The sequence below is a fragment of the Vibrio sp. D431a genome (genome assembly GCF_030248655.1).
In the GTDB taxonomy this organism is placed as follows: domain Bacteria; phylum Pseudomonadota; class Gammaproteobacteria; order Enterobacterales; family Vibrionaceae; genus Vibrio; species Vibrio alginolyticus.
Genome location: NZ_JAHGAP010000002.1, coordinates 400,448 through 426,511 on the forward strand (window position 1 = coordinate 400,448; position 26,064 = coordinate 426,511).

At 45.0% G+C, this 26,064-nt stretch carries 20 protein-coding genes; 10 read left to right on the forward strand and 10 right to left on the reverse strand.

Going from position 1 to position 26,064, the window contains the following annotated elements; translation table 11 throughout:
- The first annotated feature begins 172 nt into the window (after positions 1-172).
- Together KJB35_RS04060 and KJB35_RS04065 are read left to right on the forward strand one after the other, a co-directional pair.
- Positions 173-1,354 carry an MFS transporter gene (locus KJB35_RS04060; protein ID WP_005375129.1) on the forward strand — a complete coding sequence of 394 codons (1,182 nt, stop codon included), beginning with the start codon at positions 173-175 and terminating at the stop codon, positions 1,352-1,354.
- 206 nt (positions 1,355-1,560) lie between these two features.
- On the forward strand, positions 1,561-1,842 hold the full coding sequence (locus tag KJB35_RS04065; protein ID WP_025768568.1) for a YrhK family protein: 282 nt from the start codon (positions 1,561-1,563) through the stop codon (positions 1,840-1,842).
- 122 nt (positions 1,843-1,964) lie between these two features.
- On the opposite strand, the gene KJB35_RS04070 is transcribed toward KJB35_RS04065, so the two are convergent.
- From KJB35_RS04070 to deoD, 9 genes are all read right to left on the reverse strand, one after another.
- Positions 1,965-2,804: an energy-coupling factor transporter transmembrane protein EcfT gene (locus KJB35_RS04070; RefSeq protein ID WP_005383942.1), complete on the reverse strand. Its 840-nt coding sequence runs from the start codon at positions 2,802-2,804 to the stop codon at positions 1,965-1,967.
- Complete coding sequence (locus KJB35_RS04075; protein WP_047104520.1) at positions 2,801-4,540, reverse strand: ABC transporter ATP-binding protein; 1,740 nt, start codon at positions 4,538-4,540, stop codon at positions 2,801-2,803. The genes KJB35_RS04070 and KJB35_RS04075 overlap by 4 nt, the downstream gene beginning before the upstream one ends.
- 6 nt (positions 4,541-4,546) lie before the next feature.
- Positions 4,547-5,095, reverse strand: coding sequence for an ECF-type riboflavin transporter substrate-binding protein (locus tag KJB35_RS04080; RefSeq protein ID WP_005375133.1), 549 nt, complete (start codon positions 5,093-5,095; stop codon positions 4,547-4,549).
- Between the two features lie 335 nt (positions 5,096-5,430).
- Positions 5,431-6,561 (reverse strand): HlyD family secretion protein, encoded by a 1,131-nt coding sequence (locus KJB35_RS04085; RefSeq protein ID WP_205391370.1) that lies wholly within the window; start codon positions 6,559-6,561, stop codon positions 5,431-5,433.
- Entirely contained in the window at positions 6,561-6,941 is a 381-nt protein-coding gene (locus KJB35_RS04090) for a DUF3302 domain-containing protein (RefSeq protein ID WP_005375135.1), read from the reverse strand. Before KJB35_RS04090 ends, KJB35_RS04085 begins: the two co-directional genes overlap by 1 nt.
- Positions 6,942-7,185: 244 nt before the next feature.
- On the reverse strand, positions 7,186-8,769 hold the full coding sequence (locus KJB35_RS04095) for a GGDEF domain-containing protein (protein ID WP_054574921.1): 1,584 nt from the start codon (positions 8,767-8,769) through the stop codon (positions 7,186-7,188).
- A complete protein-coding gene (locus KJB35_RS04100) occupies positions 8,753-10,237 on the reverse strand; it encodes a hypothetical protein (protein ID WP_205391371.1) in 1,485 nt (494 codons plus the stop codon). Before KJB35_RS04100 ends, KJB35_RS04095 begins: the two co-directional genes overlap by 17 nt.
- Before the next feature lie 166 nt (positions 10,238-10,403).
- Positions 10,404-11,873 carry a hypothetical protein gene (locus KJB35_RS04105; RefSeq protein ID WP_005383936.1) on the reverse strand — a complete coding sequence of 490 codons (1,470 nt, stop codon included), beginning with the start codon at positions 11,871-11,873 and terminating at the stop codon, positions 10,404-10,406.
- A gap of 70 nt (positions 11,874-11,943) precedes the next feature.
- The gene (deoD, locus tag KJB35_RS04110; protein WP_005375140.1) at positions 11,944-12,654 is read right to left on the reverse strand and encodes a purine-nucleoside phosphorylase; all 711 of its coding nucleotides are present in this window, start codon (positions 12,652-12,654) and stop codon (positions 11,944-11,946) included.
- Positions 12,655-13,052: 398 nt separating this feature from the next.
- Between deoD and KJB35_RS04115 the strand changes: the two genes are divergently transcribed.
- Genes KJB35_RS04115 through KJB35_RS04130 form a run of 4 tightly spaced genes read left to right on the forward strand, consistent with a single transcriptional unit; the run spans position 13,053 to position 17,164 of the window.
- Positions 13,053-14,003 (forward strand): DUF523 and DUF1722 domain-containing protein, encoded by a 951-nt coding sequence (locus tag KJB35_RS04115; RefSeq protein WP_017635475.1) that lies wholly within the window; start codon positions 13,053-13,055, stop codon positions 14,001-14,003.
- A complete protein-coding gene (locus KJB35_RS04120) occupies positions 13,993-14,793 on the forward strand; it encodes a MerR family transcriptional regulator (RefSeq protein WP_064369639.1) in 801 nt (266 codons plus the stop codon). Before KJB35_RS04115 ends, KJB35_RS04120 begins: the two co-directional genes overlap by 11 nt.
- A 22-nt stretch (positions 14,794-14,815) precedes the next feature.
- Positions 14,816-16,231 (forward strand): deoxyribodipyrimidine photo-lyase, encoded by a 1,416-nt coding sequence (gene phrB, locus KJB35_RS04125; protein ID WP_213907567.1) that lies wholly within the window; start codon positions 14,816-14,818, stop codon positions 16,229-16,231.
- A 6-nt stretch (positions 16,232-16,237) separates the two neighbouring features.
- On the forward strand, positions 16,238-17,164 hold the full coding sequence (locus KJB35_RS04130) for a L,D-transpeptidase family protein (RefSeq protein WP_005375144.1): 927 nt from the start codon (positions 16,238-16,240) through the stop codon (positions 17,162-17,164).
- Between the two features lie 26 nt (positions 17,165-17,190).
- Here KJB35_RS04130 and KJB35_RS04135 read toward each other — a convergent pair whose 3' ends face one another.
- A complete protein-coding gene (locus KJB35_RS04135; protein WP_005375145.1) occupies positions 17,191-17,445 on the reverse strand; it encodes an Lpp/OprI family alanine-zipper lipoprotein in 255 nt (84 codons plus the stop codon).
- A 549-nt stretch (positions 17,446-17,994) separates the two neighbouring features.
- On the opposite strand from KJB35_RS04135, the gene KJB35_RS04140 reads away from it, so the two are divergent.
- The 4 genes from KJB35_RS04140 to KJB35_RS04155 all read left to right on the forward strand — a co-directional run bounded on the left by KJB35_RS04140 (position 17,995) and on the right by KJB35_RS04155 (position 26,064).
- Entirely contained in the window at positions 17,995-19,338 is a 1,344-nt protein-coding gene (locus tag KJB35_RS04140) for a DEAD/DEAH box helicase (protein ID WP_017820508.1), read from the forward strand.
- Between the two features lie 324 nt (positions 19,339-19,662).
- Positions 19,663-21,660 carry a prolyl oligopeptidase family serine peptidase gene (locus tag KJB35_RS04145; protein WP_085569372.1) on the forward strand — a complete coding sequence of 666 codons (1,998 nt, stop codon included), beginning with the start codon at positions 19,663-19,665 and terminating at the stop codon, positions 21,658-21,660.
- Positions 21,661-23,802 carry a TonB-dependent hemoglobin/transferrin/lactoferrin family receptor gene (locus KJB35_RS04150; RefSeq protein ID WP_213907568.1) on the forward strand — a complete coding sequence of 714 codons (2,142 nt, stop codon included), beginning with the start codon at positions 21,661-21,663 and terminating at the stop codon, positions 23,800-23,802.
- Between the two features lie 9 nt (positions 23,803-23,811).
- Positions 23,812-26,064 (forward strand): proprotein convertase P-domain-containing protein, encoded by a 2,253-nt coding sequence (locus KJB35_RS04155; RefSeq protein WP_213885218.1) that lies wholly within the window; start codon positions 23,812-23,814, stop codon positions 26,062-26,064.

Sequence of the window (26,064 nt, forward strand, 5' to 3'; positions counted from 1 at the left end):
AGTTCTCTTGATACTTGAACATCGCGCTTAGCCAAGGAATTGAGTGCGATGTTTATCTTCATAACAATATTCCTCAGCCATATCAGCTTGCTCTGGGTTGAAAATAATAATGATATTGCGAATTTGTTACATTTAAAGCTATGATGATGCCTTCATATTTCAAGGAAACATCATGACTACCTCATCGCACGGCTGGAGAACGCCGCAAAATTTCCTCCTGTTAATTTCCATTATCGTGCCCATTGCTTTTTCTACCTGGATGGCGTTGTTGAACAACTTTGTTATAGAGAAAGCAAACTTTGATGGTGCCGACATAGGCCTATTGCAAAGTGTGCGCGAAATTCCGGGTTTTTTGGCCTTTACCGCCGTGTTTGTATTGCTGTTTATCCGAGAGCAACGCTTTATGCTCGTATCTTTGGCGATGCTTACGCTTGGTACGGCATTAACAGGTTATTTTCCCACTTTGTACGGTCTACTTTTTACAACCTTGTTAATGTCCACCGGCTTCCATTACTTTGAAACACTCAAGCAGTCTTTGTCTTTACAATGGCTATCTAAAGAAGAAGCGCCAGAAATGCTGGGTAAGTTTATTTCTGTTGGAGCTTTGGCTTCTCTGTTTACCTACGGCGCCATTTGGGTTTCGCTCGAACAGCTCAAACTTGATTTTAAAACGGTCTATTTAATGGCTGGTGGTTTAGGTTTTGTGCTCATTTTGGTGATGGCATTTGCCTTCCCACAATTTAAGACAAAAGTGCCTCAGAACAAGAAGCTCATCCTGCGTAAACGTTACTGGTTATACTATGCGCTTACGTTTATGAGTGGAGCACGCCGTCAAATTTTTACGGTGTTCGCTGGTTTCTTGATGGTAGAAAAGTTTGGTTACTCCGCCGCAGATATTACGTTGCTGTTCCTGATTAACTATGTCTTTAACTTCTTGTTTGCGAAGCGAATAGGCCGTTTTATCGGCGTTGTAGGTGAGCGCAAAGCGTTGATGTTTGAATACGTCGGTTTGATCTTCGTGTTTGTCGGGTACGGTTTGGTGCAAACGGCTGAGTGGGCGGCAGCATTGTATGTTGTCGATCATCTATTTTTCGCGTTAGCGCTTGCGATTAAAACCTACTTCCAGAAAATTGCCGACCCAGCAGATATGGCGTCGACCGCGGGCGTTGCGTTTACGATTAACCATATTGCGGCGGTTGTAATACCTGTTACGTTTGGTGTGATTTGGCTGGTTTCACCTGCTAGCGTATTTTACATCGGCGCTGGTATGGCAGCAGTGAGCTTGCTGTTGTCACTCAATATTCCAGCGAAGCCGGAAGAAGGCAACGAAACTCGCTTGTTGAAGTGGAGTTAAGTTGGTACTCACTATCTAATCATTAAAGCGAATACCTGCAATTAGACTCGCTAAAAAGGGTGCTTATGCGCCCTTTTCTTTTTATTGCAAATAGATAATCCCTCCAATGGTTGTCAATGCATGCCACGTCCGTTAGGGTTTAGAACTAAGTATTTCGAAATAACTTGGGCATAACTGACGCGAAACAATAAGAGGGGAGCTATACAGTGCAGATACATGGCAGAGAGTTGGATTTAGATCTAGGAAGCCGTCACATCGTTATTCAGCGCCGCTATGAGGCGTTAGGTGCTGCAAACGACCTACTCATTGCTATTTGGTTTTTAATTGGTAGCTTTTTCTTTTTGAATGATTCGTTGATTGAAAGTGGTACTTGGCTTTTCATTGTAGGCAGTGCGCAGTTGATCATTAAGCCCCTGATAAAACTGATGAGTTTAGTTCATGTTGGTCGTTTGAATAAGCAACTTTCTGGCACATCAGCGAGCCGCTGAAATTACCGCTTCTTTTGAATACTTGCAAGCAAGAAGCCAACAGGCGAGTTATCGAGGGGAAAGACGGAAGATAACGTGGTCACAACACTAACCACGTTATGTTCAGTTTGAAGCTTCAGAATTTAAAACGGATACCAGAACAGTTGTGTGTCCATCACACGCTTGCTGATCGCAGCAATCACTATCACCGCAATCCCAGCCATGCAGATCATATCGGCTTTGGTCAGTGGTTTTAAGCTGTACCAAGTGCGAGAGGAGTGGCGGCCAAAACCACGTAGCGTCATCGCGTTTGAGATTTGATCGGCTCTGTCTAAACTAGAGAAAATCAGAGGTCCAAGAATCTTCGCGACGTTCTTCATACGATTGAACAACGGAGCCTTCTTGCTCAGTTCTACTCCGCGTGCTTGTTGCGCGTGCATGATGTTAACAAAGTCCTTTTTCACTTCCGGCAAGTAGCGCAGCGTTAAGCTTACGGCATAGGCGATTTTGTAAGGTACACCCAAGCGGTTCAAGCTGGCTGAAAACTCCGTCGGGTGAGTGGTAAATACAAACACCAACGCGATTGGAAACATGCTGAAGTATTTCAACGTCACTGTTACTAGGTAAAACAACGTCTCTTGAGTGAGCGAGTAATTACCGGGTAACGAGAGTAAAACCGTTGATGAGCCCATGAATTCAGTACCTTGTTGCGGTGCTAACGCGAACATAAACAGGGCATTGATCAGTAATACCGTGCCTGTACCGAATAACAGCGGTTTGTAGACATGAAAGGGCACTTTGGTCATTTTCAGTAAGCCTAAACCAAGCACGATCAACAGCGCGATGATTCGCAAGTCAAATGTGGTCAACACCACCGTTACCCAAGCAATGAAAAGCAAGAACTTAGTAATGCCATTCAACTTATGAAGTGGTGATTGGGTATCGATGTAGTTGATACCAAACTTCATCTTATTGTCTTTCATGCCACCGCTTTCTCTAGTTGGTTTACGTCGTCGCTTTTTTGTTGGCGGTGCGCTTTTTCTACATTGATAAAGTGCTGCATAAAGCCATTGGTGTCTTCGATGCCAACTTTCGTAGCCAACTCAAACAGACTTGTTGTGGTGAGGTTTGCTTGGTCTAGTAGCTCTGGACTGCTGAATACCTGCGTCATTGGTGCATCCGCGACTAATTTACTGTCTGCAATCACGATAGAGCGCGTGGTGTATTCCAGCACTAAATGCATGTCATGAGAGATGATCATCACGGTTACGCCCAACTCGCGATTGAGCTTTTCGATGAAACTCAGCATAGACGTGTAGTTTCGATAGTCCTGACCTGCCGTCGGTTCATCAAGGATCAGAAGCTCTGGTTCCAATACCAAAATTGACGCAATGGTTACGCGCTTTTTCTGGCCGTAGCTCAATGCTTCGATTGGCCAGTGGCGGTATTTGCTCAAACCGCACAGCTCAAGGACTTCAAGTACTTTAGCTTCGATTTGTTTCTCTTCAACGCCACGATTACGGAGGCCGAAGGCCACTTCGTCGAAAATCATGTGATGGGAAATCATGTGATTCGGGTTTTGCATCACCACGCCCACTTTCTGGCTGCGCTCGAAGATGGTCAGTTCGTTAAGATCTTGACCATTCATACTCATTGAGCCGCTATCCGCTTCAATAACGCCCATAATCAGTTTGGTGATGGTCGATTTACCCGAGCCATTTTTGCCAAGTACAGAGACAAACTCGCCACGCTTGATGTCAAAACTCACGTCTTCTAACGCGTTTTTCTCACCGTCGTAAGAATAGGTGAGGCCACGGACTTCAAGCAAAGTCTCGGCTGGCGTTTTGGGCGGTTGTGCTGTTGAACCATCAAACCATGCTTGTACTGCCGGTTTATATTGCTCCAACGGTAAGGTAGTTAAGCTAGAAGGTTTTGCATCGCCCTCAATCGCGCAGCCTGCTTCTTTCAGTGCTGAAATATAAAGCGGTTCGCGGATGCCGTAATCTTCTAGCAAAGGCGACGCTAAAATTTCATCTGGCGTTGTATCGGCAATGATTTTGCCGCTTTCCATCAAGATAATACGGTCAACTGAGCAATGCAGAACGTCTTCAAGACGATGTTCAATGATTACGATGGTTTTGCCCGTTTCGCGGTGTAGATCATCGATGATCTCGATGGTTTTTTTACCCGTTTTAGGGTCAAGCGCAGCTAGTGGTTCATCAAACAAAAGGATATCGACATCATCGACGAGAATGCCCGCCAAAGAAACACGCTGTTTCTGCCCGCCAGATAAATCGTGGGGTGAGCGTTCTAGCATCTGTTCCAAGTCGACCATTTTGGCCGTGGCTTTGACCAATGGGTACATGTCGATATTTGAAGTTAGCTGGTTCTCCAGCGCAAATGCAATGTCTTCGCCAATGCTCAAACCGACAAATTGGCTGTCCGTATCTTGCAGTACGGTGCCAACTTGCTCAGTGTATTGGTGCATGTCGAAAGGGGCGGTGTCTTGACCATTGATGGTCAATGTTCCACTGGTTTCCCCTTTGATTGCGTGTGGGATCAGTCCGTTAAGACATTGCCCAAGGGTAGATTTACCACTACCACTTGGACCGATAATGACGATTTTCTCTCCTTTCTCTATCCTTAGATTGATATTTTTTAGCGTCGGTTTGTCCAGCGACTCATATCTAAAAGAGAAGTTAGAAAATTCGATTGTCATTCGACATTAAGCCTCTGTTAAGTTACGGCTTTGCTTGTTACGTTTAGCGACAGACTTAAGAATGAAGAAGCCAACAATAGCAATAAGAATGGTGTTACCGATCGCGATAATAGAAAGCTGGGTAAACACTTTAGTGAACGGTTCTGCGTATAAAATCGTGTCGAGGAATGCAGAGCAACCGTAACCAAATACGTTGCCTAATAGCGCAAGTACTACGAATAACGCGAAGTCTTTCATATTGAAATCACCTTTCTCCAAACGGTAGCGCGTTAGAGAAGGGAATAGACCGATAATCAAACCAACAATACCTGAACCAAGTACCCAAGTGAGCCATACGCCCCAACCTGCAAATAGGTCAGTAACCCAGTGACCAATAAAACCAACCAAGAAGCCAACAAGTGGTCCAAATAGTACTGAGAACAATGCTAATACTGCCATTGCTGGTTTTAGCGTTGTGTTTGCAAACACAGGGATGCCAAACATAGGTAAGCCGCCGATACCGTAAAGAGCAGCACCGATTGCAATAACCACAACAGTTTTAGCGGAAAGATTCATAGATAACCTCAGTTCAATAGTCGATTTTAAAGAACGTTCATTTATATTGTTGGAAAGCGTTAGTTATTTGATTGTGTAACATATATTCAAAACAACCAAGCTGCTTATTGTTTGCTCTATTTTTCTTCAGGAAATGTGTGATTTGATTCACGCATCCCTTTGACTGGCTTTGGTTTTAGCAAGCATTAAAAATAAGGCGCGCATTATACAGAATATTAATAAAAGTGGGAATGCTATCTATCTGGATGGCTAGAATGAATCAGGGGCTGATCGTCAGCCCCTGATTACACGGTTTGATGTTATTTTTACCAATAAATGAATGCGCTATATGTTCATTAATGGTCGAGGTATAAATAGTTCTGCCAGCTCTTCATACGAATAAGCACTTTGCGCATCACTGATACGTGAGTAAAGCTGTCTGAATAAACTGCAACTTCAACCGCAGTACCCATTGGTAGGTGGTATCCACTCAAGTCGTCGGTAATTTTCAGCTTCGCAAAAACACGTCCGCTCGTGCGCAAGGCATCAGTCCCAAGAAGAGCGCCTCGCGCTTGAATTTGGCTTTCACCAATGGCTGGAATCACGTCAATGACTTCGCCACGGAACACTTTGCCCGGAATTGCGCGGAACATAAATTCTGCTTCAAAGCCTGGCTTCAAGCGTTGTAATGAGTTCTGTCTGAATGCCGCGGTGTACGTAATGTCTTCGGTATGTACGAAGGTCATTGCCGGGGCAAGTGGCAACGGCACAGCCATAACACCAGGACGCAAAGCCAATTGCGTAACGTAACCATCGGTTGGCGCACGAACGACGGTTTGCTCTAAGTTAAACTCTGCTTTACGCAGCTCGGCAAGAAGTTGCGCGACTTGGGTATTTTCGCCTCCGATTTCAGAGTCCAGAGCGATTTGCGCTTGTTCTTGTTGCAAAATCGCAACGTCTAACATGGCTTCTGCCGCTTTATACGCTTGGCGTCGAGTATCCAAATCTTGTTCAGTAAACGCGCCACGATCAAAGCCCTTTTGATATCGGCTAAATTCCCTTTGTGCTTTATCTCTGTCCGCTTGCGCTTTCAATACAGCAGCTTCTGCTTCTCTTAGATCAGACTCTAAACCCAGGGCACCTTGGCTTGCTTCTTTGACTTTCGCTTTAAGGCGAGCAACTTCTGCTTCAAAAGGCACAGGATCGATTTTGAAAAGAATATCGCCCGTTTTGAGCGGTTGGTTGGCCTGGACTGGCACTTCCACCACGCGGCCACGCACGCCAGAGACGATAGGCGTAGTCGGGAACACTTGGTTACCTAATTGAGTAAATGGGTGGTTGTAGTTCATAAGCAGCACGAGTGTGCCCACTAACACTACGCCGCCAAGTACGGCGGTTGGAACGGTCCATTTGTTTAGAGGAATATTGAAAATTTTAAAAATGGCAATACAAAGAGCGGCGTAAGTCAGAATCAGCAATAAGTCCATTATTCGTCCTCTTTACTTTGTTCAGGCAAAGGCTTTTGCTGAATCTTTTGTTGTTTCAACATCGATACTTCGTTTTTGAGTTCGTTGACTTCATCGATGAGTTCTTCAAGGCGGTGATGAATGTCGTGTGTTTCTTGTTCTAGTTGTTTAAAACCCCAGCCGCGTTCCTTGCGCCATAATGTTGCCCAGATCCATAAAAATGGCCACAGCGCATGCAAAGTGAAAAGGCTGACCCAGCCAGCGTAGTGAATTGCGTCTTGGTGCGGGTGCTCTCTCTCTTTAGCGATTTCATATGGAATATCATGAATGACAATGATTCCGTAAAAGATCACTAAAGCAACGAAGATGAGTAACCCAAGTGCAAAATAGTCTAGAAACATCTTACCTACCTGTGCTTATTGCGAAATGGAAAATCTACGTAAATTAACAATTTAAGTATTTGTCTTAACTACAGATGAATCAAGCGGTTTTTATGTAGGAATTATGTTTATGCGATGTAAGTATCCACTGATGTTTATTGGCAGTTAAGGTGTTGCTGAGTACTTATTTAAACAAACAGTGAAGTGATAGAGGAAGGATAAGTAAAAAGTATAACAAAGCCCCAGATGTCAACCGGGGCATGGTTTAAAGTTCGGTACAGACTTGGTTTCTGCCGTTGGCTTTGGCGCGATAAAGAGCTTTGTCTGCACGATAAAAAGTTCGCTGAGTATTCTCGCCTTCTCGATGCAAGGTAATCCCTATGGATACGGTCAGCCCCCGTTCACCAAGAATATCCTCCCAACCATATTGATAAATCCGTTCACGATAATTCTCGGCATGCATTTCTGCGCGTTCCAGTTGGGTATTCTCAAGGATCACGAGGAACTCTTCACCACCAAATCGTACGCACGATGCGCCTTTAAATCTGAAGTAGGACGCCAGTTCCTGTGACACACTTTTGATCGCTTTGTCGCCCACCAAGTGGCTTAGTTCGTCATTGATGGATTTGAAGTGATCGATATCGATGACCATCAATGCAAATGCAGTATCGTGCAGAAGTAGATCTTTTAGTTTAACTTCTAACCAGCGTCGGTTGTGTAAAGACGTAAGTGGATCGGTAAAGACGTCCTGCTGCAGCTGAGCAACAGTATTTTTATGCTGCTTGGTGGTTTCTTTTAGTTCTTTGTTTTCTAGCTCTGACAAAATGAGTTTGAGTTGTAACTCAAAGCGTGAAAGTCGGCGTAGTTGAGCAGACCCTAACTCACCGATCGGAATATGTTTTACAAGATCAGATTCGATTCTATGCGCTTTTTTTTCACAATTTAATGCTTCTTGATACAACCCTTGAGAGGCGTAAACTTGACTCATCGCGTTATAAAAATGCTGAGTAACGATAGGAGATAGCTGCTTTTGAATCCTTTTACTGATGGAGTCCAACGTTAAATTAGCTAAAGAAGTGTGCCCTACACCGTTTAGACAATACGCAGTCTCAATTTTGACCATCGTGGATAACCAGTATGTCGTGGCACTACCCGTTGTATACTGAACATTCGAAATAGCCAGCAACGCATTGGGGTAGTCTTCTTGCAGACGATGTAATTTGGCTCGGTAGAGGTGAATTTGTGCGGCGAGGTTTTTATCACTGACGAGAATGCTCAGTTCTTCACATTCACTCAACAGCTCTTTGGCGTCTGCGGTACGGTTCAAGCTGATATAACAGGCAAGCATGTACAGCTTGTAACGAAGGCGTAGGGATCGACTGCCAATAGCGTGATCGATAGCATCTATTTTTTGATAATAACGTAATGCACGTTGGTGATCCCCATAGGCATCGCATAAATTACCCATTCCAATAATGGCCAATACGTACTCATCAATATAGCCGTACTCGACGGCGATATTGGTTGAAGCAACATACTCGGTTAATGCCGCATTGTAGTCACCTACTTCAACTAAACGCTCACTCAAGCTTGCTTTCACAGAAAGAATATCTTCTACATCTTCTGGTAAAACAAGCAACTCAAGCGCTTGTTTCAATTCACTAATGCTGTCGTTGAGCTGTTTGATCTCTCTTCGATACTCGGCGCTAATGATATAGCAATGCGCTTTCTCTCGGTTTGTTGACGCAATATGTAACCCTATGTGTTCCCATAGCGTAATCGCTTCTTCACCTGAAACGGAAGAAGGATCGATACCTGCGTCAGTCACCTTGCTAAGCAGTTGTTCCATTCTTCATTACCTCAATATAACTTTCTTCGAGCTGTTCTAACGTGAATGGGAAGGTCAGGATATCTTGCAAATACAGTATCGGTTTCGGGCCTTTGATTCCGCGTCGCTTCCATGGATAGATGTCTAACATCGCTTGGACAGTGCGGTAGACCTCTTCTGCTGCTTGACCTTTTTCTGCAATTAACATTGCTAGCCTGTTACTGGAAATTCTCGAGATGAGGTCGCTGGAGGTTGTCAATGCATGAACGAGCTCGGTACAAACATCGAGAACTTCGGGGTTTGAATGCTGAATCATAATGATGGCGTGGTTAGAGCGTTTGAGCTCCGTTTTAAACAAAACTAACTGTTCCCACCAGTAGGTCTCAGAAACGACATTAGAGAACTGTTTTTCAGGGTCGTATTCGTGTTGAGAGCGAATATGATTGATCAGCTTACGTGCTCGCTGCTCTAGTTGGCGTTTAGAGCCTCTTGCTTTATCCATGCTGATTCGATGAGTTTGTTCTTTGAGCATTTTGAGTGCGTGCTTACGGTATTTCTTGAACGCGTTAAACGCAGACTCAAAGTCACCTTGTTCTTCAGCGACTCGTGATTGTTGGAAGCAAATTTGGCTGAGTAGCTCACCGTGGTCGAAACTGAGTGCAGACTCTTCTGCTGCAAGTAGCAACTTGGCAGCGCTGTCTGTATTTTGGCGCAAAAGCTCAAGTCTTGCTCGGCTAATAAAAGAGTGTGCTTTCATCCAAACGAGGTCATGCTCAATGGCGAGCTGGTGGGCTTTTTGGGTGGCTTCTTCGGCCGCATCAAGGCGTTCTAGTCCAAGCAGTGCTAACCCTTTAAAGTCCCAGATCTCGGCTTGCCACGTACTGTCATCATGATCTTTTAATACTTCGGTTGCTCCATCCAGTACCGTAAGCATCTCGACAAACTTATTTAGTAAGTAATAGTCCCAAGCTAATAGGATGCGCGCTTTGCCTTCTAACCAAGCAATACGAACATTGTTTGCCACTTTAACGGCTAACTCATGAGTTGAAGCGGCAAGTTGGTGTTCATTAGTGATGCGCCATACATTACCAAGCCCAATTAGAGATTCGATTTGAATTTCAACATCATCAACAAGAGCAGATTGTTCGAGCGCATTAATCCAATATTGTTGCGCGGAATAATACTTTGCTTGGCCCCAATATTGGAGTGCAAAAAGATGGAGAATTTCCGGGAGATGATCGTCGGTTTCAAGCTGTGTTTGTTTGCTGTAAGCGTTTTTGACGAGTTTTAAGCCTTGTCGGTAATCCATTAGGCACCAACAGCATTGCGCCATGATGAGTAAGGCTTTGATCTCTCCGTCCACAAATAAAATTTGTTCCGCGCGGATACGATATTGCTGCGCAATATTAAAGGTATGTTTAGGGGCCGATTTTATTTGGCCTTTAAGCTTAGTGAGATCATCTTCTAGCTGAATTTGGTTTTTATCCAACGTTCACATCCATGACTATCGAACTGGAAATCACACCTAATATTAAGTGGTTAGATGCATGTTTCTTTACCAAAGCGATGCGGATAACGTTTTGGTAAACGATCAGGGGCCGTAATGTATACCGTTACAACCCCTAATTACTACATCTAAATTACCAATAGAATAGCTACGATAGGAGCTGTTTGATTGTCAAAGGTGCATCAGAGACTTCCAACCTTTGTGCAGCGGTAAGACCTTGTTTATCCTGATAGCACAAATTATGCCAAGCTCTGAATATATCTAAAAGAGGTAAAATACCAGCAGGTCGTAATTTGCGACGTGGCTCGTTAATGAAGCTTTCGAAAAGAATCTGAAAGCGGTTTTGATAAAACTTCACATGACGAGTTGTCGCAACGTTAAACCATTTTTCAGGCTCATTTTGATCGCCAGCGAGGTAGCAAATGCCTTTGTGGTTTTCGTTTTGACTAGAGATTGCCCAACGATCGCGCCACCAACTCATATAGGCGATATCGACTTTGCCAAAGGGAGTGCTCATGTCCCAACTAGCGTCCTCTTCTACGTACATCAAGTCGACACTTTTCTCTTTAATACGAGGTAAACAAACGCTCAGTGCAGCTGAACGTAGTAGGGGATCTTGAGGCATGTATAGAGATACACGTTTGTTTGGGCAGCACATATCAAGTACGTGCAAATAGTGTGCATACGAGGTGTATGGCGGACGGACTAATGCCCCTTTTGAAGGGTAATGAAATACAGATAGATTACCAAGAGGGTCTTCTACGTTACCGCGAGCCAAAATTGTTTGGTATTTTTGGTCAATTCGCTCTCTGAGGTGATGAGAAGGTTCCGCAAGCGGCTCACTTGCTTCCGCTACGTACTCCTGGGAAACAAAACGAGACACCTCATCGTAAGGATTATGATCGAGCGTTGCGATTGGCTCTTCATCAGCGGAATAATTGACGTGCTGGCAAAGAATATAGCCAGAATGCGCTTCGCCAGAAACAATCCAATACACACCATTATTGCTGTTCGGTTGCAATGCAATATAGTTTGAGGCCAATTCATAATGCGTTGCGTGGTTTACCCAGCGCGCATCAATGGTTGCCAGCTTGCGGCGGCAGCGGCTAGCTATGTGGTCAACATGATCGTAAAAGGTTTTTGGGTTAATACTAAGCTTACGGCAGATTTCTCGTACGGAATATCCCGTAAACAATAAACCCATCAAGTTCTCTTGAAATTGAAGCTTCTTGTTGGCACCAGACCACTTGTCGACAAAGGTACTTTGACACACTTTACAGCGGTAACGTTGGCGATCGCCACTGTAACCGAAAGCGTGATAGAGGTGTTTGTGAGTGTGGACAGAGAGTCCAAAGTTGTCGCAATCATCATTACGGCAAGCAGGCAACCCGTCACTGTGGACGTGCCGCAGGCGATGAAGTTCGTTCACGACATCGCGATTATTAAGTAAGGGGGGGAAAGCTCCACATTCACGGCATACCATCGCCGGACGCTTAGGGTTCGCATGTTGCAGAACGTAACGCTTTGCATCACTCAATCCAAAGTTGTCACACGCCAATGTTTTACAAAAGTTGAGTTGTAACCCATCTGCGTCTTTTGGCAGTTCGCCGTTAGACACAATCGCCCCCTCGGGATAATTCGGGCAGCCAGCATAACTCTGGCTGCAAATTATTACTTACTATTTGTTCTTAGATGTTGATTGCAGTTTCTAGTGCAACTTTCATCATGTCGTTGAACGACTTCTGACGCTCTTCTGAGCTTAGTTTTTCACCACGGATGATGTGGTCAGAAACTGTCAGGATAGTCAGTGCTTTCGCGCCTAGGTCAGCTGCTACGCCGTAGATACCAGCCGCTTCCATGTCTACACCTAGGATGCCTAGTTTTTCCATCTTCTCGAAGATGTCTGCTTCTGGTGTGTAGAACAGATCTGCAGAGAATACGTTACCTACTTTTACAGGCACTTCCTGAGCGCGTGCTTGGTTAACCGCTTCTTCTAGAAGACCGTAATCAGCGATTGCTGCGAAATCGTGGTTGTTGAAACGGATACGGTTAACTTTAGAGTCTGTAGAAGCACCCATACCGATAACAACGTCCATTAGTTTCACGTCGTCACGTACTGCACCACAGCTACCTACACGGATAACGTTTTTCACGCCGTATTCAGCGATTAGCTCGTGTACGTAGATACAGCAAGACGGGATACCCATGCCGTGGCCCATTACAGAAACTTTTTTGCCTTTGTAAGTGCCAGTAAAGCCGAACATGTTGCGAACGTCACAAACTTGTTTCACATCTTCTAGGAACGTTTCAGCGATGTATTTAGCGCGCAACGGGTCGCCTGGCATCAGAACTGTTTCAGCGAAATCACCTGGTTGTGCGTTAATGTGTGGGGTTGCCATAAGTGCTCTCCAAAGTTTTGTTTTGATAAAACGCCTCTATTATAGAACGCTATTACCAATTCTGTTGAACTTGTTCGTTTTCGTTGAGGCAATAATATCGGGACGTACAGTAGCCCCTTGAGAGCTTAGTCACAAAAACCACGCATTTAGAAACTGCAACTCCTATTGATAACTAAATCTGTTGAAACCAAAAGAGCAATCGATTTGCTTTTGAGCAGTTTGTCGATTGCGCGCACAAATTCTTTGTTTTTGGGCCAAACTTTTTTCTGAAAGCTGGTTGATCGAAATACTTTCGAGTGAAGTAAAACGATTAAATTGTACAACTTATTTTCTTGTACAATCTGGAAAGGCTTGCTATAAGTTATACAACAAAACTTTTTGTATAGGGATGCGTCATCATGGAATCTTCAATCAAAGTAGGTATCAGTTCGTGTGTTTTGGGTGAACGAGTGCGTTTTGACTCTGGTCATAAGGTGAGCAACTTTGTGACTAAAGAGCTTAGCCCGTATTTTGACTTTATTTCGGTATGCCCTGAAGTCGGCGTAGGTATGCCAGTACCCCGTCCAACCATTCGTCTTGTTTCTAATGAAGAGCGTGTTGCATTGGTTGAAACCAAAAATCCAGAAAATGATCATACCGACAATATGCTCACTTACTCGGCCAATAAAGTAGATGAACTTCAAAGCGAGCAGCTTTGTGGTTACATCGTTTGTGCCAAGTCACCAACTTGTGGCATGGAGCGAGTCAAGGTTTACAGCAAGAACAGTGCTGCGAAAGAAGGTGTTGGCTTGTATACACAAACATTGATGCAAAAAATGCCTTGGTTGCCTGTTGAAGAGGATGGCAGACTTAACGACCCTGTATTGAAAGAAAATTTTATTACTCGAGTATTTTGTCTAAATGACTTTTACGACTCGATGGATGGTGAGCCTACTCGTGGCAAAATCATCGACTTTCATTCGCGCTACAAACTGACGTTAATGGCACACCACCCAGAGTCATACCGCTCCCTTGGCCGCTTAGTTGCCGATGTCGCTAATTATGAAATTGAAGACTTTTACCAAGAGTATCGTTTAGGACTGATGAAGGCGTTAACGAATCGGGCTAGCCGAAAAAACAACACAAATGTGTTGATGCACTTACAAGGGTACTTCAAACGCTCACTAACTAAAGAAGAAAAAGAAGAGTTAGCGACAGTGATTCACGACTACCGCATCGGAATGCTGCCTCTGCTAGCACCACTTACATTGATTAAGCATTACTTAAATACTTACCCAGACGAGTATTTAGCAAAACAGAAGTTTTTAGAACCGTATCCGCAGGAGATGAGATTACGCTATGGTTTGTAGTTCAGAAGAAAAACTATACGCGATCCGAGATGTCGCAGAAATCACGGGTGTAAAACCAGTTACGCTGAGAGCTTGGCAACGAAGATACAACTTGATCCAGCCTCAGAGAACTGAAAAAGGACACAGACTCTATCGCCAGCAAGATCTCGATACGATTCGCGAAGTCCAGAGTTGGCTCGCGAAGGGGATTTCGATTGGTAAAGTGAAGGGGCTGCTAGGAAAAAGCGCCGATGTCGAAGTCAAAAACGAGGTTCGCACACTCGAAGAAGTTGAAAACATGCTGCTTGCGCTGTCTACCCTGAATCGAGGAAAAGCAGAGAGTTTACTTGCCTCTGTGCTTAAAGAGTACCCACTAAAACTCGTTATTGATCAGTTTATTAGCCCAGTATTTGATGCGCTAGATATGGTAAAAGGATCGTTGCGATCCTTGCAGGTGGGGTTATTTCAGACTTGTTTAATCACTCGACTTGCCCTTGTTATCGATTCTGAAAACAAAGCCGCTTCCAAAGGAAAGTGTCTGCTCATTAGCTTTGAACAAAACAGAGAAGCTGAGAGTTGGATTCAAGCAGCGAAGCTTTGTGAACAAGGGTATCACACGACTTTGATCGATAAGGTTGATGATGTTTCTGGTCTACTAGATCACGAGGTCGTTGAAAATGGTTCGTTTATCTACCTTTTCTCCAACAAAGCGCTAGCTGCTAAACAAGTGGCATCCATCAAAATGCTTCACGCACAACTAGGTGATCGGATGGGGTGCTCTGAAGTGATAGAGAAATTACACCTAACTTAGTAGACAAAAGATAGGAGCTACCATGATTTTAGTATGGTTTCGACGTGACTTACGTACGTTAGACCACACGGCACTCAAAGCGGCATTGGATTCAGGTCAGCCTGTTGTCGCTTGCTTTATCGCGACGCCAGATCAGTGGCGGGAGCATCACATGGCGCCGATGCAGGCAGACCTCATTGCTCGTCGCTTAGCTTGTCTTAACGAGGAGCTTGAAAGCCTTAATATTCCTTTTTTGTACAAAGAGGTGCCGTCGTTTTCCGTTTGTACAGATGTGATTAGTGGGTGGGCGGAAACACTTGAAGCTACGTCTGTCATGGCAAACATTCACTATGAGGTGAACGAACGAGAGCTCGATACACAAGTAAGTGAAGCGTTAGCTTCTCACGATATCGAATTTGAACTGTTTCATGACAAATGTGTGCACGCGCCAACGACGGTTCTTAATAAGCAAGGCGAATATTTTAAGGTATTTACGCCATTCAAGCGTGCTTGGTTAACGCAGTTCCATATGCCGACGGTAGTAAAACCTCACGAGCAAGCGCCACTCAATAAAAAGGTACTCGAACAATTAGAGTCGGCTCGATTTAATTCAAGCTTCACATTTAGCTATCCTCGAGAATCCAGTGAAGACTGGCTGGCTTCGACTAATGATATTTTGAAACAGCTTAGGGAATTTGCACGGGAGCGCAGTGACGCGTACCAAAGCGAGCGAGACTTTCCAGCTATCGATGGCACTAGCCAACTGTCTCCATACCTTGCGATTGGCGCGCTATCACCCAGGCAGTGTATTGCTCGTTTGTATGCTGAAAATCAACAAAATGACCTTACAGAGGGGAAAGCAACTTGGTTAAGTGAGATCATTTGGCGTGAGTTTTATCAGCACCTATTGGTTTTCGAACCAAAACTCGTCAAAGGCAAAGGATTTATCGATTGGGAGGATAAAATCCAGTGGTCCTATGATGAGAAAGCCTTTGAGCGATGGAAGACAGGAACAACAGGATACCCAATCGTTGATGCAGCAATGCGTCAGCTCAATCAAACAGGCTGGATGCACAACCGATTACGTATGATTGTCGCGAGCTTTCTTACCAAGGACTTACATATTGATTGGCGATGGGGAGAAGCGTACTTCATGAGTAAGCTGGTGGACGGCGATTTTGCAGCGAACAATGGTGGCTGGCAATGGTCTGCTTCTACGGGCTGTGACGGGCAGCCATACTTTCGTATTTTCAACCCGATAAGCCAAGGCGAAAAGTTCGATGCTAATGGTGAATTTGTGCGCCACTGGGTACCAGAAATCAAAAGTGTACCGAACAAATACATCCATAAACCTTGGACTTGGGAGGGCTTTTCTTTACTGGAATATCACAAGCCGATGGTTGATCACAAGACAGAAAGAGAGATAACCTTACAGCTCTTTAAAAGTGCCAAGGAATAGAGTGAAATGCTTAGCAAAAAGCGATCAATGAGTTTCGCAAAACGTACCCTGCTATCTGTGTCGTTATCTTTAGTGAGTGGTCTATCATTCGCTAAGATGTACGAATTACCAGAGGATGGAAGCCGTTTAATTGGTCGCCTTGAAAACCACGTCGTGCAAGAAGGCGAAACCATGGCAAATATCGCTAAGCTCTACGATGTGGGTATGCTAGGTTTAATGGCCGCAAACAAAGGCGTGGATCCCTTCTTACCAGAAGAGGGGCATGTTCTTACTATTCCGACACAGCTAATCCTCCCAGACGTACCTTATAAAGGTATCGTTATTAATCTAGCCGAGCTGCGCTTATATTACTTTCCGAAAGGAGAGAATATTGTCCATGTATTTCCTGTCGGAATTGGCCGAATAGGGCGCGATACCCCAGTAATGACAACGCGTATCAGCCAAAAACGACCGAACCCTACATGGACTCCTCCAGCCTCTATTCGTGCCGAGTACAAAGCAAAGGGCATTGACCTACCAGCCGTTGTTCCTGCGGGGCCTGATAATCCACTTGGTATGTTTGCATTGCGTTTAGCTTACGGGAATGGCGAATACCTAATTCATGGTACCAACAAGGACTTTGGGATTGGTATGCGAGTCAGCGCGGGTTGTATTCGTATGGACCCAAGTGACATTGAGTGGTTATTTGACAAGGTTCGTAACGGCGAAGACGTTAACATCATTAACCAGCCTATCAAAATGACACTTGAGCCTGACAGAAGTGTGTTCTTAGAAGCACATGAGCCTTTGACTCGTAGTAATGGCGAGAAAGATGAACTGAAAGTGCCGAAAGAGTTAAAGTGGTGGTTGGATGAATTCGGTATGAAAAACGTGAAGGCTAAAGCAGCAATTGCTGCACAGAATGGGGTTCCTATCGAAATAACCGCGCCTTAACGGGCGTTAAGACGCGGTATCAAATCTTACTTAGTGTAAGACTGAGCGATGTTATCGATACGCTCGTTAGCACGCTCAGCTTCTTCTTGAGCAGCCATTGCTGCTGCGCCTGATTTTTGAACGTCAGATTGAAGAGCTTGTACGTCTTGGCTTAGTTGGCTAACTTGGTTGCTTAGTTCGTCTAATTTTGCTGCATTTGCTGTAGCTGCGTCATCAGAAGAAGCACAACCGGCTAGTAGAAGTACTGAAGTTGCTGCAGCTGCGATCAACGTTTTGTTCATATAAGAACTCCTTGCTTATAGTGAAAGTCTCGCCACTAACTATTATTTTATACAGTAGCGAGGTTAAATGTGGTTACATTTTATCAGTACATGATGTAGCAAAAGTCAAAAAAACCCAAGAATTTCATGGAGTACCTGACGTCAACTTTTACCTGAACTTAACAAAGTTTAACTACCTATCCTTTATTTCGTTCTCACAACAGTTTTCATAGCAGGTGTATTTGCCACGTTCCTGATATCAATAATTTAGACGATATTGACACAAATGAAAGTTTATTGGCCCAAATAACTGCTATTTAAGTCGTTTTGTTGATGGATAGAAGGCATATTTGAACGGCTTTTCTCTAAACTTCCTGTCCAGCTGCTCATCAAAAAGGCTAGTCTTTACTCTGAACTGAGCCACAAATGATGTTTTACCGTTACCACAGGGAATTAGTTTGTGTGATCTCTATCTATACTCCTATGATTTGCGGTATTATACCGAGCTTTATTTTTTGCTGCGTTAGAGCGGAAACGACACTACAGAGCGCTCAGACGCTGACTGATTTATTGGAGAATACTTTGCAATTTAAAGATCTAGGCCTAGACAACCGATTGTTGAAGAACCTAAAACACTACGATTTTAAAAAAGCGACTGACATTCAGCAGCAGGCGATTCCTGTTGCGATTGCAGGCAAGGATCTATTGGCATCTTCGAAAACAGGTTCGGGCAAGACTTTGGCGTTTGTATTGCCAATGCTTCATAAGTCTTTAAAGACAAAATCGTTTTCTGCGAAAGACCCTCGCGCGGTAATCCTTGCTCCTACTCGTGAGCTAGCGAAACAAGTATATGGTGAGCTTCGTTCTATGCTAGCTGGCCTATCTTATGAAGCAGCACTGATTTTGGGTGGTGAGAACTTTAACGATCAAGTAAAAGCTCTGCGTCGTTACCCGAAATTTATCGTGGCGACACCAGGACGTTTGGCTGATCACTTAGAGCACCGTTCGCTTTATCTGGATGGTTTGGAAACGCTAATTCTGGACGAAGCAGACCGTATGTTGGATTTGGGCTTTGCACCAGAGCTTCGTCGCATTCATAAAGCAGCCAAGCATCGTCGTCGTCAAACGTTGATGTTCTCTGCGACATTAGATCATGCAGACGTCAATGAAATCGCGGCTGAAATGCTCAATGCGCCAAAGCGAATTGCTATCGGCGTTTCTAACGAAGAACATAAAGATATCACGCAAAAATTTTACTTGTGTGATCACCTAGATCATAAAGAGGCAATTTTAGATCGTGTTCTTTCTGAGGCTGAATACCGTCAAGTTATTATCTTTACGGCAACGCGTGATGATACTGAGCGACTAACAGAAAAGCTGAACGAAAAGAAACTGAAGGCTGTAGCACTAAGTGGTAACTTGAACCAGACTCAACGTAACACCATTATGAGTCAGTTTGAGCGCGCAGTATTTAAGATCCTTGTAACGACTGATGTTGCTTCCCGCGGTTTGGATATTGCAACTGTGACACACGTCATCAACTTCGATATGCCAAAGCATACCGAAGAATACGTACACCGAGTTGGTCGTACTGGTCGTGCTGGAAATAAAGGGGATGCAATCTCTCTTGTTGGTCCAAAAGACTGGGATAGCTTTAAACGTGTAGAAGCATACCTACAACAAGATCTTGAGTTTTCATTGTTCGAAGATTTGAAAGGTAAGTTTAAAGGCCTTAAGCCACCTAAACCAGATTTCCGCAATAAGAAAGCGACCGCAAAGAAAGCTCGCCCTCAAGCGAAAAAATCGGCGAAAAAACCAGCTAAGCGTGACAAGAGCTTCTACAAAAACGTATCTGTGGGTGATGATGTCTTCATCCCTAAGAAAAAACCAGCGGCACCGAGCTCTGAAGAGTAAAAGCTGCTGTAGTTTCCCATTGATTTTAGTTCTTAAAAATCCGAGTGTTCGCACTCGGATTTTTTATGTCTGTCGCTAGGTGAAATAGCGTCTTTCCATACTCACTCGTTAGTCAGCTTTTATATCTGTCTGGTTGTATATAAACAGCATAGAACGCTAATTTAGGAAGTTATTAAGTTTTATAACCTCGGTTAAAGCAAACGTTTTTCCTCACACACTAGATAAAAATCTCACATGATTATGAAAATGATAATTGATCTCATTTTTATTTAAGGGCAGAATACGCGCCATTGTATTAATCCTATAAATGAATTCGCTCTCTATATGAAATTTACTCATGTTTTTTTAGGGCTCATAATTACCTCTAGTTCTGGCTTTGCTGCTGATGATTTCAACTGGCTTCGAGATGATGCTCGTAAAGATGAGCGAGTTCTTACCTACCTAACAGAACAAAACCACAAAACTGAACAGCACCAAAAAAGTTATCAGACGTTGACAAAAAACCTACTAACGCAGTGGGATACCATTGTGGCAGACAAAGGTGATAAGCCATGGTCGATCGTGAGTGGAAGAGAGTGGACGCTAATGCGTCGCGATGGTCGTTACTTACTATTATCCCGTGCGAGTCAACATGCACCAGAAAACGTGGTGTTCGATTTCGATGAACGACAATCTGCGCATCAGTACTACCAACTTGGTCAATGGCAAGTGAATGGTGACACGCTACTTTTCACGGAAGATATCGACGGCAGCGAACAATATCGTGCTGTGGTTGTTGATTTACTCTCCGGTCAATCTACGGAACTGGCGACGCACGTCGATAGTGGCGTATTGTTGTCACCTAACGGGAAAGTGGCATTCCTCGTTGCAAAAGAAAAGCGCACCCAGCGACCTCATCAGATCTTACGTATCTCCACTGAATCTTTGGCAAAAACAGTCCTATGGAATGAACCCAAGTCAGATTGGTTACTTTCTTTCTATCGTGCGGCAGATAGCCGTTATGCTGTGCTGCAAAGCAACAACGAGTCAACAACAGAGCAGAAGCTTGTCGACCTAGAAACGGGCACTGTCTCAGATTCATTGCGAAAGCCTGAAGTGGGTGTGGAATATTACGCGGATGTGGCGAAAGGTTACATTTATCTTAAAAGCAACCTGGAAGGAAAGTTCGCCCTTTACCAAGCCGAACTCGCACCGCTTGGCGCAACATGGCAACGCTTTACCAATCCTCGTGAGCCGCTTGAACAGTTCTACCTTTATGATGCAGGAGTTGTGGCACTTAGTAAGCCAAACAACTTGTCGACATTGACGGTGTATTCTTACCAAGGTCAGGAAAAAGTGATACTGCCATTGGAACACGATGGTAATGTCGCTTGGCTAAGCACATTGGGCGATTTTGAATCAAACAAAATTCGTATCCGAAGCATGTCGATGACTACGCCTCCTCAGTGGGAAGAGTTCGATGTAAAAACGCTGAATAAATCCTTGTACTCTCAAGATGCTTACCAAGACTTTGATAGTCAGCGTTATGTATCCCAACGTATTTTTATTAAGCACGACGGCGTTTCTGTCCCTGTCTCTTTGGCGTATCGCAAAGACAAATTGCACCCACAATCTCCTGTGATGATTTACGGTTACGGTGCGTATGGTTTTACGATGAAACCGTACTTTATGCCTCAGGTTATCAGTTTACTCGACCAAGGGGTGATTTACGCTATCGCCCATGTCCGTGGCGGTGGGTACTTTGGCGATGAATGGCACGAGCAAGGCCGTGGTGTGCGAAAAGCCAATTCTATTGGTGATTTTGTCGCGGCCGCGAAGGCGCTGCAAACATTCGAACGTGGCAATAGAGAGGTTTTCGCCATCGGTTCTAGTGCTGGTGGCACGTTGGTGGCCGGAGCGGTTAATCAAGATCCTAAATTGTTTTCAGGTGTCGTACTTAAAGTGCCTTTTGTTGATGTGGTTGCAAGTATGTCGGATACCTCACTTCCGCTTACCACACAGCAGTATGGCGAATGGGGTAACCCAACCAAACCTGAACAATTGGCGTTAATGAAGGCGTACGATCCGATTCTCAATATCCATAAAGACGCTTACCCACCCATGTTTGTTCAAGTCGGTTTAATCGATCAGCGCGTGCCATATTGGGAAGGCGCAAAGTATCTCGCTAAAGTTTCAGCGTTAAGTGAGCGCAACGGGCCGTACTTGTTGCAAACTGATTTTAATTCGGGCCACCAAATGGACCCACGACAAGCGCAAGAACAACAAGCAAAAGAATACGCATTTCTACTATCACTCATTAAAACATCTAAAGCGGAGCAGTAAATGAAGCTTACCCCAGTGTCAGCGGCAGTACTTTCGGTACTTGCTGCCAGTCAAGTGCACGCCGAATCTAAGGTTTTCTCAATGGAAGAGGTGGTGGTAACCGCCAATAAAATCGATCAGCCATTGTCAAAAGTGGCAGGTAGTGTCGCGGTTATCACAAACGAGCAAATCGAAGAAAGAGGCGAGACCGAGCTATATGACGTGCTGCGTAACGAACCTGGTGTAAGCGTGACGGGCGGTGCAGGACGTCCGCAAAACATTACCATCCGTGGTATGACGGGTAACCGCATTATGATCGTTCGTGATGGCATTCGTTCTGCGGATGGCTTCGGTGCGAATGACATTAATGATGCCGTTGGGCGGGATACTTTTGATTTATCCAATTTTGAATCGCTGCAAATCATTAAAGGGGCAAGTTCTTCGGTGCATGGCTCTGGCGCGATCGGCGGTGTGGTGATTTTAGAATCCAGTCAGCCGGGTGATTTCTTAAAAGACAAAGACTTCTACACCGATGTTTCCGGTACTTACACCGATATCAGCAACAAGTACAAAGGCACGAGTAATCTAGCTTTCCGTTCCGGTGATACAGAGAGTTTGTTTAACGTTTCATACTGGCAAGGACAAGAGACACGTAACTTTGATGAAGATTTGTATAACCGCGATCTCGATGGTTACAGCGGTGCTTATACGATCAACCACTTTTTCAATGAAGAGGTGATGTTGAAAGCCAAAGCGGAACTCTACACCCAGAACCAAGAGCGTTTGGAGGGTTCACCGTCCATTCAACCTGATGGAATTTGGCATATTGAAGACTTTGCTGAGGATGAAACCACAGAAGAGTACAGCGCTTATATTGGTGCAGAGGTGACTCCGATTAATCCAACTTGGTTCGAAGAGTTGGATACCAAAGTTTACTGGCGTCACACCGAAGTGGTGGAAGACACCAACCGTTTAATGCGCCAAGTGGATCACAATGGTTTGATCACCAAGCGTCGCGAGCTGGAACACAAAACCTTCATTGACGAAACAATTGGCTTCCGTGGCGATTTCACTAATACGATTTATGGAGCAAATGCTGAGCACCAATTGGCTTACGGTGTCGAGCTTTCTACTGACTATTACGAACGCACAGATAGCGACTCCAAGATTGATTGGAACGGAGTAACACCTTCGACCAAACAACCTTTCGCTCCTGCTCGTGCTTATAACATTGGTTTGTACGTTCGAGACATGGTGGAACTGGATAAATGGACCATCACAGGTGGCCTACGCTTTGATGCGCACCGTCTCACGCCAGACGGTGCGGGTGAAGTGGGCGGCTTCCCATTAAAAGACATGGATAGCTCAGAGGTATCTCCAAGCCTGTCGGTTTCTCGTGAAATGTTTGCCAACAACATTGCTTATGTATCTTATAACCATGGTTACCGTGCTCCGGAATACGATAAAGCGTATGGCTTCGTAAGCCACGACTTTGTGCCGCTCACGCCGTTTGTCATTGCACCAAACATGGATCTAGAAGCTGAAACTTCCGACTCATTTGAAATCGGTAACAAGTTCGATAACGGTCGTGCGTATGTCTATGCGTCTTTGTTCTACAACAAGTTTGAAAACTTCATCGACGTTGTGACCACGGGCTTTGACTCAAGCAATGGTAATTACATTAAACAATACCAAAACCTCGATGGTGTCGAGACGTATGGTGCAGAGCTTTCTGCGGGTTACGCGATCACTAAGCGATGGAACATCAGCACCAAGTTTGGTTACGTAGATGGCAAAGACGCGGAAGGTGAATACGTTCGAAGCATTACGCCATTCGAAGGTAACGCTCAACTGAAATACGCCAACCAAGACTTCAATGCTTACGTGGCTTGGAACTGGGCCGCGGCAATGGATCGCGTTCCTAAATGCCAGACCACGCTTGGTCTAGCGACAGATTGCGCGCAGACAAGTGCGTGGAATACGTTTGATATTGGCGCAACTTACCACGTTTCCAAAGACCTTCGTGTTAGCGCAAACATCATCAACCTATTCGACAAAGAATACATCCGATACCAAGACGTAGCGGGTATCGTTGAGGAAAGTAAGCGTTACTCAACTGAGCCAGGGCGCTACTTCACGCTGACTGCAAAATACGAATTCTAGGACGAAATCATGAAGCTAAAACCATTGGCGTTTTCACTGCTTATTGCATGTACCCCTGCGGCGCTGGCTGCAGAGTGGGATTATCCCTCAACGGATTCTGTGGTGACCAATGAAGCGCAAGCGAAAACTTATCTAGACAGCCACTACTCAGAAGCGGGCGAGTTTAAGTTCCGTTACAAAGCCCAGTCTCAGCTTGGTGAGCATTACAATTTTGATGTTTGGGTAAACGGTGAATATCAAGCACAGCGCACCTTAGTAGTAACAACTGATAAAAATCATCACGTTGTGCGAGTGTTTAAGAGCCTTGAAGATACGATAATTCGCAACGGTAAACCAACGGTTGCAATGGAATTGGAATCGCCTCGCCAACTGCAAGCACAAGAGCCACCGGCTTTGAGCTCCGGAAGTCTGGTTGATGTTGAGGTTTCTTTATTCAACCCAGATCTGCGCACCATGCAACAGCAAGCGGCACCAGAATCGACGTGGTCAGCACTGTCTGATTACCCTCAGCCGATCGAGTACGTAACCAAGTCGATTGAGGTTTTAAAGTCCGGCGGTAAGTTCTATCTCTCTAACCCAAGATTAAAGCAAGTGGATGCGACGGGTTTATTTGCAGCCCCAACACCTGGTGAAGCGCCTGTACTCGATACGTTGGACTTTCTCAGCGCAGAAGGAGTTCAAGCGTTTGACAGTGTTGATGAGATGCAAAGCACCGAGTTTGGTGACAATGCGTTCCCACAGTTGATGGCTTTTTATCATCTTGATAGCTCGATCCAATATCTGACAAGCCTGACTTACGACTTGTTTGACGAACCGCTTCGTTTTGATGCTCGCGGTTTATCAAAAGATAACTCTACTTACTATTACGGTCCGAAAGCACTCATGCTGGGTGTCGGTGGCGTTTCTCCGGATGCAGTCGATGCTGATGTCGTGATACACGAGCTTGGGCATGGCATTCATTACCAAATCGTACCGGATTGGGCGTACGGTCACACTGGTGCTATCGCAGAGGGTTTTGCTGATTACTGGGCGGGCAGCGCGAGCTACCGCATTCAATATTTGGATGCTTCGCGTCGTGGTCAAGAATTCGAGTTAGATACGGTGTTCAACTGGGACGGTGTGTTCGGAACACGCAAAACAACTCGTAGCTTATGGAACCAAAGAGCACGTTACTTCGAGAGCTCAGAGTACCCAGCGCACGTCAGTGTGGGCGGTGAACTAGGTGACGAGCTATGGTCAACGCCGCTGTTTCAAGCGCTTAAAGCATCGGTTGAACGATACGGTGATGATACCGATAGGGTGTTCCGCGAGTTTGACGCCATTGTTCTTGAAGGCATGTACGGCATTGGTCGTGGCGTGAAAATGCATGATCTGGCGGAGTCGACCGTGTTTGCCGCAAACACCTTGTTCCCAAATAAAGACTACGCCCAATTCCTGACGGACAGCTTCAACAGACACAACTTACTTAAAGCGCCTCTTCGTGTTCGCTATGACGCTCGATACATCGCACAAGGTCAAGACGTTGGTTTGAGCCTGAGCCAAACTGGCCGTGAAGCGAGCATCAAAGGGCAATGGAAGCTAAACAACGCATCTGTTTTCGACTTTGATGAAACGCTTTCTGACTTGACCTCAATGAAGGTGGCGTTACCAAGCGGTCTAACATGTGGCACGCAATTCGATTCCTCTATTTCATTGGATTATCAATTTGCTGAAGGCCTAAAGACTCACCAGTGGAGTGAACAGGTGATGCTGGTTAATGGTACGCCAGAGCTTGATATCCAGCCTCAATCAGTGAATTCCGCTTTACCGGAGCAGGGCGACAGACTGTTCTCTCAGACGCTATCGGACAAGTCACGCACGATTGATGATTCGTTTGCGGTTTACCTGAACATCGAACATGACTCACTGCAAGATCTGCAAGTGACGCTAGTGTCTCCACAAGGCAAATCGGTCGTGCTACTTAGCCATCAATCAAGCAATACCAAAGGATTTAAAGGTTACTTCACCGCTCAGTATGACGAGGAGTTACAAGCACTTGTCGGTCAACCGAGTTGGGGTACTTGGCGTCTCGAAGTGTCTGACCGCGTGTCAGGGAACTCTGGGGTGTTGAAAGAGTGGGGTGTGAGTCACTTTGCTCAGTATCAGTGTAGTGCTGATACCACTAAAGAAAGCAGTGGCGGTGGTTCAGGTGGCAGTGGTTCGCCTTGGACCTTGTTAGGACTTTTCCTGCTTTCAATGGTGAGAGTGATTCGCTCTCGTTAA